At 39.4% G+C, this 14559-nt stretch carries 11 protein-coding genes; 7 read left to right on the top strand and 4 right to left on the bottom strand.

All coding sequences use genetic code 11. The features are described from left to right. Positions 1-3 precede the first annotated feature (3 nt). From ACNKW3_RS01340 to ACNKW3_RS01325, 4 genes are all read right to left on the bottom strand, one after another. Entirely contained in the window at positions 4-1182 is a 1179-nt protein-coding gene (locus tag ACNKW3_RS01340) for a GNAT family N-acetyltransferase/peptidase C39 family protein (RefSeq protein WP_427397484.1), read from the bottom strand. Between the two features lie 7 nt (positions 1183-1189). Continuing rightward, positions 1190-2650 (bottom strand): RimK family protein, encoded by a 1461-nt coding sequence (locus ACNKW3_RS01335; protein ID WP_427397483.1) that lies wholly within the window; start codon positions 2648-2650, stop codon positions 1190-1192. Positions 2651-2872: 222 nt separating this feature from the next. Continuing rightward, positions 2873-3697 carry a LysR family transcriptional regulator gene (locus ACNKW3_RS01330; protein ID WP_427397482.1) on the bottom strand — a complete coding sequence of 275 codons (825 nt, stop codon included), beginning with the start codon at positions 3695-3697 and terminating at the stop codon, positions 2873-2875. Between the two features lie 110 nt (positions 3698-3807). Next, positions 3808-4425, bottom strand: a complete 618-nt coding sequence (locus ACNKW3_RS01325) for a DUF998 domain-containing protein (RefSeq protein WP_427397481.1) — start codon at positions 4423-4425, stop codon at positions 3808-3810. Positions 4426-4458: 33 nt separating this feature from the next. Here ACNKW3_RS01325 and ACNKW3_RS01320 point away from each other — a divergent pair, with 33 nt between their 5' ends. The 7 genes from ACNKW3_RS01320 to ACNKW3_RS01290 all read left to right on the top strand — a co-directional run bounded on the left by ACNKW3_RS01320 (position 4459) and on the right by ACNKW3_RS01290 (position 14548). Beyond that, positions 4459-5382 carry an alpha-amylase family glycosyl hydrolase gene (locus ACNKW3_RS01320; RefSeq protein WP_427397706.1) on the top strand — a complete coding sequence of 308 codons (924 nt, stop codon included), beginning with the start codon at positions 4459-4461 and terminating at the stop codon, positions 5380-5382. A gap of 294 nt (positions 5383-5676) precedes the next feature. After that, positions 5677-8487 (top strand): TonB-dependent receptor, encoded by a 2811-nt coding sequence (locus ACNKW3_RS01315; protein WP_427397480.1) that lies wholly within the window; start codon positions 5677-5679, stop codon positions 8485-8487. A gap of 276 nt (positions 8488-8763) precedes the next feature. Next, positions 8764-11193, top strand: coding sequence for a methyl-accepting chemotaxis protein (locus ACNKW3_RS01310; protein WP_427397479.1), 2430 nt, complete (start codon positions 8764-8766; stop codon positions 11191-11193). Between the two features lie 153 nt (positions 11194-11346). Continuing rightward, complete coding sequence (locus tag ACNKW3_RS01305) at positions 11347-12837, top strand: tryptophan halogenase family protein (RefSeq protein WP_427397478.1); 1491 nt, start codon at positions 11347-11349, stop codon at positions 12835-12837. Between the two features lie 185 nt (positions 12838-13022). Continuing rightward, complete coding sequence (locus ACNKW3_RS01300; protein WP_427397477.1) at positions 13023-13295, top strand: BrnT family toxin; 273 nt, start codon at positions 13023-13025, stop codon at positions 13293-13295. Further along, complete coding sequence (locus ACNKW3_RS01295) at positions 13285-13491, top strand: hypothetical protein (RefSeq protein ID WP_427397476.1); 207 nt, start codon at positions 13285-13287, stop codon at positions 13489-13491. Before ACNKW3_RS01300 ends, ACNKW3_RS01295 begins: the two co-directional genes overlap by 11 nt. A gap of 247 nt (positions 13492-13738) precedes the next feature. Further along, complete coding sequence (locus tag ACNKW3_RS01290) at positions 13739-14548, top strand: hypothetical protein (protein WP_427397475.1); 810 nt, start codon at positions 13739-13741, stop codon at positions 14546-14548. Positions 14549-14559 lie beyond the last annotated feature (11 nt).

Raw genomic sequence — 14559 nt, 5'->3', positions numbered from 1 at the left:
CAATTACTCCAAACCGTTAGACATTGCTTTGGTATTATTAAAATGGTGATTTTGCGAAACAATAACTGTGGTTCTCAACTTGGATTTACCGAAACCCGACATAGCATAAAAATCCTCAATCGCAATGGGGATATGTTGATTGTCCATTGGCTGTTGGGGTTCTTCCAAGTCTGAATCGTGTAAGTACAAACATTGTTCATCAATGCCTGTTATGGTTACCCAATGGGGTATTTTTTTACCGTCCAATTGATAGGTGCTTATGAGGCTTACAATGCCATCGCCTTTTGCAAGGCTCTCGCGCAGTTGAGCTATAGTTACTTCACAATAATTCACGTTAATGTTTGCGTTTTTTGCCTGTTGTAAAAATTGCTTATCTACTGCCTTCATTATGGTTTTTTTATGTTCGCTTCTCACACCGTCTATAAACAAAGGCTCTTGAGTATTAATAAAAACTTCAGCTTGAAATCCTCTTTCAATTGCAGCAAGCGCTAGTCCTAATGGATGGCAACCACCATGCCCCGAGGTCATAAAAATTGTGGTCGCTTTACGCCAAATATCTAGCTCTTCAAATTGACTCATCTTTATCGACGAATTGATACTTGCCATCGCCATCATTAATGCGCTGGGACCGCAGGTAAAGTCAGTAGTCTGCTCATACCATGGATATGCCTTAGCTGGATGCTGGGTTAAAAGTTGTCGAATCGGTTTTTGCATACGAACGGCGTCAATTTCATTATTGTAATAGCCTTTGTAGATACCAAACTTTCGATATCCACTTTTCTCATATAAGCTTATTGCGACCGTATTGTTGCTCGCCACTTCCAAACGTAAAAACAGTTTGCCAGCCTCAACCGATTTCTGTTCTAGTTTTGCAAGTAAGTTTTTACCAATGCCTAAACCCTGAGCATCAGAAGATACAGCTATAGAATACAATCGAGCCAAACGCGTGCCTTTTCGCATGATCACTAAACCATAGCCCAAAAGCCTTTCATCGCACATGGCAACAACAAATATGCCGTGGTCAGATGCAATCCAGTGTTTAAAACGTCGTCGACTTAGACGATCTGTTTTAAAGCTTTGTGTTTCAAGGGCCAATAACTGGTCAAGGTGCTCTAGGGACGCCTTTTTAAAGCTTACCTCGATTGAGGTTAGCTTTTTTTGCTGAGAATGAGTAACTTGCATAGCGCTATTAACGTCCACGATTTTCTAATCGATTCGCAAATTCTTGCATAATGATCATGTAGAGCTCTTTACCTAAATACAGATCTTCTACTTTAGATTCGATACTGGGATTATCGTTAACTTCAATAACATAAACTTGATTGTTTACCTGCTTAATATCCACACCATATAAACCTTTACCCACAATGTTGCTAGCTTTGATAGCAGCATCAAGCACAGGTTTTGGTACTTCAAACGTAGGTAAGGTTTCAAAATCACCAGAAAAATGCTTTTTAGAACTATGGTTGTAAATTTGCCAATGATTACGTGCCATAAAATACCGGCATGCGTAAATTGCACGACCGTTTAATACCCCGATACGCCAATCATATTCGGTATAAACAAATTCTTGCACTAACACTAATGCAGATTGAGCCAACATTTGAGCTAACTTTGATTTTAATTCTGCCAAGTCATCGACTTTAAAAACACCCATAGAAAATGAGCTTTCAGGTAATTTTAATACCATGGGAAAGCCAAACTCTGCCGCAATTTCTTCACAGGTTTTGTCGCTAGCATCAAACGCAAAGCGACTTTTGGGCGCTGGCACTTTGTTGTAGCTAAAGGCATCCTGTAAGAACACTTTGTTGCAACAACGCAAAATAGAGTTAGCATCGTCAATTACCGCTAGACCTTCTTGTTCAGCCTTTCGCGCCAAACGGTATGTGTGATGGTCAATTGCTGTAGTTTCACGAATAAACAAGGCATCAAATTCTCCGATTTGAGAAATTTGATTTGGCGTTATGACTTCGGCATGTATACCAACCTGTTCTGCAGCTTTCACAAAGTTTTTAATCGCCTTTTCATCACTTGGTGGCGTTTTTTCTTCTGGATTCACCAGAATGGCTAAATCCCAACGGAAGCGTTTTTTATGTTTACCAGAACGCCAAGTGGTTTGAGTAAAGTGTTCGAGACGCTGAGCCATAGTGTTTAGCATTGTCGAGCTTAAATCAGACAAGCCTAGTATGTTCACTGTTGCACTTAACTGGGTTCCGTCAGGAATAATATCGACCGCTAAAATTGGCGCCGCAAAACGTTCAAACAGGTATTTTGCAATTTTCTTAAATCGATCTTCAGTTGCCCAACCAAAAAACAAAGTAATTGCTGTTGGTTCTGTTACCTTTAAATCGGCTACGACATTTTTAGGCAGCAAAATAGTCTGGCTAGCTTGTCCATCATTATTATTCAGTTGATTGATATCGTTAATGGTATTCACACTTGGCAACACTTTGTGCTGTCTTGCTTCAGCGAGTAATGAACAATAGTAGCCCTTGCTCAAATAAAGGTCAGTTGCACATAAATTAATAATGCGTGTTTTTGGTTCACCTATTTTAGGGAAATCAGCTAAATACTGTGCAAAATCAATGACACTTGCATTAATAACCGGCATTTCATTTAGGTTGTCTACGACAACAATGGTTTTAAACATTTGATTTGTTTTCCAACAAGATTTTGGGTCTTGGTTTGGGCTAATGGGGTAAATAAAAGTGAGCGAAATATAGGCTGATTTAGGAATTTAGCAAGAAAAATAAGGTCGCTTTGCTATGAATTAATTTTGTCTTCACGAACAAATAAATTGGCTTAAGTTTTAAAGATGTTTTTACTTAAATTTATAGGTGATTTGCTTCGTCTAAATCTATCGATTTTACCCTTATTTATCTGACGTAAGCCTAGTTTTAATAAAGGCTATTACTGGCTCAATGGTTTCAAGGTTGGCACTACGATTGGTACTGACATATAAGTCAAGTTGAAGCTCAAAAGGCGTGGGTTGGGGGCGCCAAAGATTAGCTTGTTGATTAATCGGCAAAGCCAATATTTCATTAGTGCCTGTAATAAGGCTTTTAGCGACTTCGTAGTTAGCTGTTTTTAATCGTGCGTTTCTGTATTCTGGGTAATGATCAAAAATAACCTCTGATATTTTAGGGTTCCAATCAATATGTACATATTGAGCATCTGTTAATTGCGCTTTTTTGGCGTTTGAAAATAGCTTAATTGGTACAGACATAATTTTTTCACAATGAATGTCATCTGATTTCATTGGCTCGGTAGAAAAGGCAATGTCTAATGTTCTTTCACTAAGCTGTCTTGATAACTGCTCTATGTTAGCCAGATCTGTTTTAACACTGAGATCTGGAACAGAATGTTCAAGTTTGGATAAATGTTGGGTTAAAAACACGCTAAACGCATTTGTAGTAGCGCCTAGATGGCATTGAGCAACCCCAATATCTCTAAGTGCCGTCCTAGCTTCACTCAGGGTCTTTGCCATAGCTTTAGCATAAGGCAGTAATTTTTCGCCCGCAGCGCTTAGTTGGATACTGTTTCTATTGCGGATAAAAAGTGCAGTATCAAAATATTCCTCTAACAACTTTATTCGAGCGCTGACCGCTGATTGTGTTAGATATAAATTATCTGCTGCTTTACCGAAATGGCGAGTTTGAGCAACTTCTAAAAAAGTTGATAGAAACCGAATATCCACTAGTTGCAATGGCCTTTACAATTGAAAACTAGATTAATACGTCAAACTGGTTGTTATATCAAGAGCGGATCAATAACATCTGTTTAATAATGAACAAAGATAAACACGCGCTAATATTCCTGGCAAGTTTCTTCAGTGACTACTATTTCATCAACGATTAGATCAGTTTTTGCTAATTCTACTATTGCAAGTCCAAACCAGCCCATCGTAGGTATTGCCCATAGTCTTTGAATCAATCCGTTAAACTCAGCAGGAATAAAACCAGCATAGATTAACCAAAACATGAGTACATGAAGTAGCGAAAGACCTGCACACAGATATTCAAACACAGCAGAATCAATTTTGTTTTTAAACTCTAGTGCAAATGAGATAGGCACCAAAATCATAAAGATTGACAAGTTGTAGAGTAAATGAAGAGGTGTTTCTAATGTCCAAATTCCCGCACTTATCATGCTCAATCCAAGCAAAAATGTTGATAATGCCGCGAGTGAAAGTTTGTTGTTAGCCAATCGGAATATTAACCAGGAAAATCCACACATTGACATACCAATCAAGATATCTGCGCTACGGTGGATGAAGGCAAAAATGGAAGCTTCTTGCGCTACATGGCTAATGCTTTTGGAAAGAACGTCAAATCCTGGAATAAACAAACCAAGACTTATGTTTACGATAGATAGCAACCAAATAAAATGTGATTGTTTAAGCAAAAAACTATTGATAGGGGCCATTAATGATATTGCTACCGTTAGGTTAAAACAGACATAGATTGGTATGAAAGAGACCATCAAGGAAATTATCGACCTACACCATGGTGGGATTGGTCGGATATCATCGATTTAGACTATCAGCAACCTGGTCTTCGTAAATATATGACTGAAGCTATGAAATTCTGGATTCAAGAGGTTAACGTTGACGGATATCGTTGTGACGTTGCGGGATTTGTACCTGTAGATTTCTGGAATCAAGTGCGCGAAGAACTCGATGAAATAAAACCCGTTTTTATGCTAGCGGAATGGGAAATGCGTGATCTGCATGCAAAGGCGTTTGATATGACCTATGCCTGGTCATGGCAGGAAGCTATGCACCATGTGGTTAAACATGAAGGCGATCTATACAAGCTTTTTGTCTATTATTCTTGGAACGAGAGTGCTTATCCTAAGGAGGCATATCGTATGACCTTTGTCACCAATCACGACATGAATGCTTGGGAAGGTACAATGTATGAGCGATATGGTGACGGACTAGAACCTGCAATTGTACTTTCAATTGTTGGGGAAGGTATGCCTATGATGTACAACGGACAAGAAGCTGGAAATAGTAAAAGACTGGCGTTTTTTGAAAAAGATCCCATTCAATGGCAGCCTCATAAATTCACTGATCTATATACTCGCTATTTTAGCTTGCTTGAAACAAACACCGCACTATGGCGCGGAAAACACGGCGCAACTATGCAAAGAGTGTGGAATACTCAACCAGATCAAGTGCTAAGTTTTGTACGCCAAAACGAAAAAGATAAAGTTTTTGCCATTTTCAATTTTTCGTCTGAGAAAAAAGATGTGTCATTTGAAGGAAGCTTACATCAAGGAGACTATGTTGAATTTGAAACCGGTAAAACGCTTTCTATCACACAAGACTATTCAACGAGCCTAGGCCCTTGGGAATATAAAATATTTTTTACGCAGTAACTAGTTCACATTAAAAACAAATCCTTTTTACACAAGCATTGAGTTATTAATAGGGCGTTTTGCTACCTCAGCAAGACCCTTATCGTTTGTGTGAAAAATGTTAATTAAATGTACATAAAAACATTTGAATACGTATGCAGATGCTTGTCTGTGCAAGAGTTGTAACGTTAATATGCCCCTCGACTAATGATGGGTGTCATAAAAGTGTAATGCAGTTGTTAAAGCCCTATTCATTTGCCATAAAAAATAACCATAGTTGTTTTTTATATTTATTAGCACAACAGGGACACAGAAATGAAACAATTTAAACTTAATCTTATAAAAGCTGCGCTGGTTTCCAGTGGTTTAGCTTTTAGTTTGTCGCCTGCCTATGCGCAGGAAACCGATATAACATCTGAAGATGACAATGACGTAGAAGTCATTCAAGTCTCAGGTATTCGAGCAAGCCTACAAAAATCTCAAGCAATCAAAATGAGTGAAACTTCTGTCGTTGAAGTCATCACCGCAGAAGACATTGGTAAATTACCAGATTCTAGTATTGCAGAATCTATCGCTCGTTTACCTGGTTTGGCAGCACAACGCTTAGACGGTCGTGCTAGCTCAGTATCTATTCGAGGTCTAGGTGAAGACTTTAGTACAGCAACCTTTAATGGCCGTGAGCAAGTAACACTAGGGGACAACCGCGGCGTTGAGTTTGATGTTTACCCATCTGAGATTATGAATGAAGTCGTAGTGTATAAGACTCCTGATGCTTCTCTAATGACTCAAGGTATCGGTGGCACCATAGATATGCGTACGGTGAAACCTTTGGCGTTTGGTGAACAGGCTATTTCATTTACCTTACGTGGGGAAAGAAACGATATAGGTAAGTTAAACCCTGATGGTGAAGACACAGGTTATCGTGGTAGTGCTTCTTACATTGACCAATTTAATGACGATACAATTGGTATTGCATTATCCTATGCGCATATGACTTCTCCGGTAAACGAAGAACGTTTTAATACATGGGGATTCCCAGATGGCGTCGTGGGCGGATTTAAACCTTTCGTTCGCTCTGCTGAATTAACCCGTGATACTTTTATGGGTGTTCTAGAATATGCCCCCAACAATCAGTTAAAAGTAAATCTTGACGCTTTATACATTGATTTTGAAGATAACCAACAACTTCGTGGCCCAGAGATTCCTGCGGCTTGGGGAGATGCTGGAATCACTGTGGACGAAACAGTTGATGGTCAATCTTATTCGGGTGTAATCGGTGGACCAGGTAGCCCTGTTGGTGCGGTTATTCGAAATGATGTGATAATTCGTGCTGCAGACTTAACAGCTGTAGGCGCTAATGTTGAATACGCCTTGGATGATTATTGGACGTTAGAATTTGATGCTGCCTACTCAAAAGTAGATCGTCAAACCTGGGCGCTTGAAGCTTATGCTGGTTCAGGACGTGGATTCGGTGATCGTTTACCTGAGGAAGTCGGCTTTCAATTTAACGATGACTATACAGGCGTTACTTTTACACCGGGTCTTGATTATTCAGACACAAGTATAATTCAATTGGGTAACCCTCAATCTTGGGGATGGGGAAACCTTTTAGATCCAGATAGTAGCGATGACCAAGATGGTTTTATCAATACGCCAACCGTTGATGATGAATTAACAACGCTAAAATTAGCCGCTTCTAAAGTGTTCGCTGATGGCATTGTTAGCAGTGTTGAATTTGGGGTTAATTACAGTGACCGTGAAAAAACAAGACTAGATACGGGGTTATTCTTAACGCTACCTGGCACTTTAGATTCCGATAGTAACGTCATTCCTGGAGCCATGACACCAATTCCAAGCGAATATTTGCTTGACCCAGTATCCCTTGATTTTATTGGCTTTGGCGATATGGTTGCTTTCGATTCGTTCCGCTTTTGGCAAGACGGAAATTATCTTGAATATGATTCAGGTATTACAGACGGTGGTCGTTGGCAAAATAGTTGGACCGTACAAGAGCAAGTGACCACAGGATTTGTAAAAGCAAATTTAGAAACTGAAGTCAGTGATATACCTGTACGAGGAAATGTAGGCGTACAAGTTGTACAAATCGATCAAAGTTCTGATGGTTTTGCCCCTGTACCGCTAGAAAATCAAAGCGACCCTAACAATAGAATTCTGGATATACAAACCGCTTCTGGTGGTGATAAGTATACCGAAGTATTGCCCAGTTTAAATTTAATAGTGGATGTAGCTGATGATCAAATCGTGCGATTTGGTGCAGCTAGAACCATGTCACGTTCTCGAATGGACCGCATGAATGCGAGTTCTGGCGTCTTGAACTTTAATGAACAAGCAGGTGTTTGGGCTGGTAGTATAGCGAATCCTGAACTTCGTCCAGTTATCTCTGATCAATTCGATTTAACCTATGAAAATTATTTTGATGAAGAGGGTTACGTTGCTTTGGCCTTTTTCTACAAAGATTTATCTGATTGGCAGTTAAACTTACCAAGTTTTGTTGATACATCGGACTTAACGCCTCCAACAGGGTTTGATCCGGCACCATTAGGTGTTTTGTCTTCATGGCAAAATGTAGGTTCAGGCGAAGTGAGTGGTATGGAATTAAGCTTATCCTTAGCCGGTGGAATGTTCCATGAAGCTTTGGAAGGCTTTGGCGGTATTTTCTCAGCTACCTTACTTGATAGCTCACTTGAGTTTGATGTAGAAGTACCAACCGACTTGAATGGTAGTACCGAAGTCCAAAGTTTCGAAATTACGGTGCCAGGCCTTTCTAAGAAAGTGTTTAACGCTACTGTGTATTACGAAAGAAATGGTTTCGAAGCTCGTGTTAGCTACCGTGAACGTTCTGACTTCTTGGGTGAAGTGTCAGGTTTAAGTTTAACTCGAGTTCCCGTAAATGTAAGAGGAAGTTCATTGATTGATGCTCAAATTAGCTACGACTTCAGTGAGTCAGGAATTGAAAGTTTAGAAGGATTAACCTTAACCTTACAAGCACAAAACTTGACTGATGAAGAGTTCGTGACTGAACATAGTGTAACCTCTACACCTGATGTAAGAGATACGCAACGTTACGGGCGCAACTATTTAATTGGTGTGAACTATCAATTTTAATAGATAAAGCTAGGTACCTTTAGTATCGAAATTAAAAGCCACCTGAATCGAAGTGTTTCACAATAATTGTATAGTTAAATTATTGATGCACTTCATATAGGGTGGCTTTGCTATTTCCGCCTCTATAAAAACAAAAATCTAGCTGAGTTAACATGTCTTGATTGCATAGCCTATCTAGCCTGAACGCATTTATTTTGGCTAACAGACATACTTTAAGAATCAGACGAAGGGTCGATACAAGCAGTGAAGACTTTTTGCGTCGACAAGGTAAATAAAGTGAAAATCAAAACCAAAATGTTAATCAGCGGTTTTATGCTGGCGGTTATTCCTGCATTAGTAGCAGCGATCGCCATTAGTCAAAGTGCTCTTGATAGTGGCCAGCGCTCATTAGAATACGATGCAAAGAAGTCTTTAATTGCAATTCGAGATATTACGGCTGCCCAAATTACCACCTACATTGAAACCATTGAAAATCAATCGATTTCAATGTCTGAAAATCTAATGACTATCGAAGCAATGCAGGACTTTAGTCAAACATTTAAAAATTATTCGAACGAAACTAACAGCAATCAAAGTACCAATGTAAAAGCAGAATTGGCGAGCTACTACAGTTCACAATTTGCTGAAGAATATTATCTTAAAAATGGTCAAAGGTACGAAAATCCAGAGTCATTAATGTTTAAACTTGATGCTAAAGCATTAAATTTGCAACATCGTTTTATTCATAGCAACCCCCATCCGCTAGGCAACAAGCATTTATTAGTTTCTGCAGATGATGGATCTAGCTACGACAGAGAACATCAAAAATACCACCAAGTATTTAAAAATTTTATTGAGCGCTTCGGATATTATGATCTTTTCCTTGTTGACGATGAAACAGGAGACATTGTTTATTCAGTGTTTAAAGAGCTGGATTATGCAACATCTCTAAAGACTGGCCCCTTTGCTGATAGTGGTATTGCCCAAGCTTTTGCTGGTGCTCTAAAATCTAACAATTCAAAACAGAGTTTTATCGCTGACTTTGCACCTTATTTACCGTCCTATAATGCACCGGCCTCATTTATTGCGACCCCTATTTTTGATGGGCAACGCAGAGTAGGGGTTCTGATTCTACAGATGCCAGTGGACAAAATTAATTCGGTGATGACGCATAAACAACTGTGGGAAGACACTGGATTAGGCAAATCCGGTGAAACCTATTTGGTTGGACCTGATTACTCTATGCGCAGCAATGGACGCTTTTTACTTGAAGACAAAAAGGCTTATCTTGATTTGATGCGTGAATTAGGTGTGTCAGAGAATGTCATTAAAGATATGGATAAAAAAGAAACGTCTATAGGACTGCAAGAAGTAAAAACACTGGGTACTGAGAGTGCCTTGAATGGTGAAACAGGCTTTGCCATTTTTGATGACTACAGGCAAGTAAGCGTACTTTCAGCGTTTAAGCCAATTTCAATTGGCGGCTTGAACTGGGCGATAATGAGCGAAATTGATGAAGCTGAAGCGTTTGCATCGGTAACGACGCTTCAGCAAAACGTTAATTATTTAACCCTGTTCGTCATTATGTTTGCTGCAATTGTCGGCGTGATTCTTTCATGGCTACTTGCGCGTACCATCCTCTCTCCAGTAAAAGATATTCTCACTGCTGTTAGTGACCTTGCGGCGGGCGAAGGAAATTTGACAAAACGAATCGCCATTAAGGGAAATGATGAAATTGCTGAGCTGTCAGTCAATATCAATAAATTTGTAGAACATCTGGATAAAACATTTTCTGACCTAATTAAATCCGCAATGCGCTTGGTGCCTATGGCTGAGGAGCTATCGGAAGGTAATGTCGAGATAACGAAAGCCTCTGGCGAACAAAATCAACAAATAGCAAATGTTAAAAGCAAACTTGCAATTGCAAAATCATCTACGGAGCAAGTCAGTAGCGAAGCCAATAATATTTTAAGTTTAAGTGAGCAAGGTACAGTCACGGTCAAGGAAGCGCTCAATGTTTTTGAAGCTACTTATCAAGAAATTAATAAACTTGATGAGGTAATCGGCAATGCAGCTTCTTCTATTGACTCATTAAAATCAGAAAGTGACATCATTGAAAATGTCATCGATGTTATTAATACCATCGCCGAGCAAACCAATTTATTAGCCTTGAATGCCGCGATAGAAGCGGCAAGAGCTGGAGAAGCCGGTAGAGGTTTTGCCGTAGTTGCCGATGAGGTTCGGGCTCTTGCATCAAGAACTAGAGAATCCACCCTTGAAGTGTCTTCTATGGTCCACGCTATTCAATCTCGTACAGGAACCGTTGTAGAGACCATGTCTGTTGGTAAAAGCTCTGTCGACGCATGTAACAAACAGGTCGATCAAGCAAAAGAAAAGCTAAGTCAAATAAATCAAGCTATGGATAAAATAAGTCAAACCACAGATGCGATTGGTATTGCCATTTATTCTCAAGAACAAAATTTCAATCACGTTGCCACCGACTTTGATGGACTAGATGAATGTTTCGCTAACTCGCAAAAAGCCAGTGATTTGACGATTCAAATTGGTATTGATATGAGTAAGATGAGTTTGAAGCTCCATGGTATGGTTGATCAGTTTATTCTTACAGACAATAAATGGAGTACAGGACGTCGGAGAGCCGCCCGTATTGAAGACGCTAAAGTCGCAAAAATCAAAGAAAATAAAGTGAAACCAACGCAGTTGTAAATTATATTCGCGATTACAAAAACAAGACAATAGCGAATTTAACCGACATACTATTACATGAACCAAATTAGGGTTCGTTAGCTTATTGCGATTTTTAACAATACTGGGGTTTGGTTTTGTTACAGGATAAAAAAATAATAAGGTAAGTTAATTATGAAAGTCGTTATTGTCGGAGGCGGCTCATCAGGTTGGATGGCGGCAAGCATGTTGTCTCGTCTCATGGGGCAGCAGTTAGACATCACTTTAGTGGAATCTGATGACATTGGCACAGTGGGCGTTGGAGAAGCGACTATTCCGCCAATTGCGCATTTTAATAGGGTTTTGGGCCTAAATGAACACGAATTCATGCGAGCTACAGGGGGCACCTATAAGCTAGGAATAGAATTCGATGGTTGGTACAACTCCTGTGAATCTTATATGCACGCTTTTGGCCGTATCGGCAAAGACATGGGGCTCGCAGGCTTTCATCACACATGGTTAAGAGCTCATGCCAACGGGGAGGGGGGAAGCTATTGGGATTATTCACTTAACTACCAAGTAGCAAAAGCAAATAAATATCAACCCTTACCAAAAATTCCCAATACGCAGATGCAAGGGCTAGTACATGCCTATCATTTTGACGCGGGTTTGTACGCTAAATATTTAAGAATGTTAAGTGAACAATGTGGAGTAAATCGTCGAGAGGGTAAAATAGAACAGGTGCTGTTAAGCCCACAATCCGGCGAAATTACCGGGGTCCAATTATCTTCAGGTCAAGTCATTTCAGGTGACTTCTTTATTGACTGCTCTGGATTTAAGTCATTGTTGCTAGGTGAGACTTTAAAAACGGGCTATCAAGATTGGCGCCATTTGTTGCCATGCGATAGAGCGATTGCGGTACCCTCACAGGCAACTTCACCTATATTACCTTATACCAAAAGTATCGCGCATTCTGCTGGCTGGCAATGGCGCATTCCGCTACAACATCGCACTGGTAATGGGTTGGTTTATTGCAGCGATTATTATACCGAACAACAAGCGCAAGATTTGTTACTAGCAAGCATAGATAGCCAACCCTTAGCTGAGCCTAAAGTTTTAAAATTTGTTACGGGTCGTAGAGAAAAACAATGGTATAAAAACTGCGTAGCTTTGGGATTGTCTAGTGGGTTCTTAGAGCCTTTAGAATCCACAAGCTTACATTTAGTGCAATCAGGTATCGTTCGTTTAGTTAAATTATTTCCGCGACATAGTATTAAACAAACTGACGTTGATGAGTTCAATCGACAATCGAAAATTGAGTTCGAACGAATTCGTGATTTCATTATATTGCATTATGTTTTGAATAATCGTGAAGAAGCGTTTTGGCAGAGGTGCCGTGAAATGTCGATACCAGATTCATTAAGCCAAAAAATAAACCTATTTAAACAATCAGGATTGGTGTTTCGTGAACAAGACGAGTTGTTTACAGAAATAGCTTGGTATCAGGTGATGATAGGTCAAGGAATTATACCAACAGATTATCATCCTTTGGCGGACGCTTTACCTCAAGCTAGTCAAAAAGAGCTGTTAGACAACTTGAAAGTGATTATGCAAGGCACCGCACGTCAGTTATCTGATCATCAAGGTTATTTGCAACAGTTCTGTGCGATGACAAAGGTTAGTTAAGTTTCTTAAAAACATTTCAATTTAGAGAAACACTTTTAACAGTCAATTCAAACTCCGCTTAGCGGGCATACATTGACATTCTTTCTGACTTGACATGAAATTGAATCACAATAGCATATCAATCATCTATCGAGTTGGGCATATTTGTACGAATATATGATTGAAAGGGCTCTTAAGGATACTGAATGCTTAACTTTGAATGGGACGAAAATAAAGCTGAAAGAAATGTTAAAAAACATGGCGTCACGTTTTCGGAAGCGACAGAGGTTTTCGGCGACGCATTATCGTATTGTGTTTCAGATCCTGACCATTCAGTTGGTGAAAGTAGATACATAATCTTTGGGGTTTCTAAAGTATCAAACCACTTAGTAGTTTCATTTCTCGAAAAAGAGGATACTATTAGAATAATTTCAGCTCGAAATATGACCAAGACTGAACGGAGAGCGTATGAGCAATAATCAAGATAACCTAAAAGATGAATACTCGGCTGACTTGATTAAATCAGGTAAACGAGGAAAATTTGCACATAAATACAATCAAGGGACTAATGTAGTTTTTATTGAACCTGAATTGCACAAACTCTTTCCAGATACTGAATCTGTTAATGAAGCTTTGAGGCAGTATGCGTCCGAACACGACTTGGTGAGCCGCTAACAAGCCAACTCTCAGAGATTTTTTGTCGAAGTCTAGCCACTTGCGTTCGCAACCGTCGAGCTAAAATCTGCTTCCTAGTTTAACATACATGTTTGTTCTCCATAATTAAATGTAAGGCCGGTAGAAGATTATGGCTTTCTGAGAAGCTAGAATTTAGAATTGAGGGAATGAGATAAAGATGAGAAAAATTATTTTTTTATTGCTCGTACTTTTGATGCCTATCTGCGTCTACGCTGGGAAGCCAATAATGACTGAGCATGAATTCACGCTCGGTTTTATTGAACGGTTAAACCTTAGCATTCCTGATTCCGAATTTAAAATAGTGTCTGATTTAAGAATACATACTAAGGATATTGGCGGTTATGAACTTAACATTTTCCTCGGCAACGCCTATGACGTATACAAGTCAGAATCCAGAGAATTGGAATTAATTTATGACGATCAATTGGCCGCCATTAAAAATCAACACGCAGTGTTTTCGAACAACGATGTTAAATCGATTCTCCCAGTCTTAAAGTCGAGAGGTTACATTGAAACAGCTAAAAAACAACTTAAAGAGGCAGGTTACGATAAGGAGGAGTTACCTTTTTATTATGAGAAGCTTAATGAGGATATTTACAAGATGTTTGTATATGATTCTCAGGACAGTATGCGTTTCGTTTCACCGGATGATTTGAAAAAACATGGAATTGGCGGGTCTATTTCTAGTATTGCGAGTACGAATATGAAGAAATACTATAAGAATATAGGTGCGCAAATTAATGAGGTGGATACCAATGGAAACGGTAGGCTCTGGCTTTTTTCCGCTGATGAAAACTATGAAGCATCCATTCTTACTGTGCTTGGTTATTTGGAGCTATCTATGCAAGATCATGGGAGCGATTTTGTCGTTTTTGTTCCAGCAAGAAATATTTCGTTGATTGTCAAAGCTAATGATTCTGTAGCTATACAGTTAGCTTCTAACTTGGCAGCTCAAGGGTATAATGAATTTGGGTACCCAATATCACCATATGGATATGTAAATAAAGACGGAAAATGGCAGCGAATTCAGCCCTAACCGATTCATGT

The organism is Glaciecola sp. 1036 (genome assembly GCF_050306235.1).
GTDB lineage: Bacteria > Pseudomonadota > Gammaproteobacteria > Enterobacterales > Alteromonadaceae > Glaciecola.
Note: the sequence above shows the minus strand (reverse complement) of the source record. Positions and strands in the feature narration are given on the sequence as shown.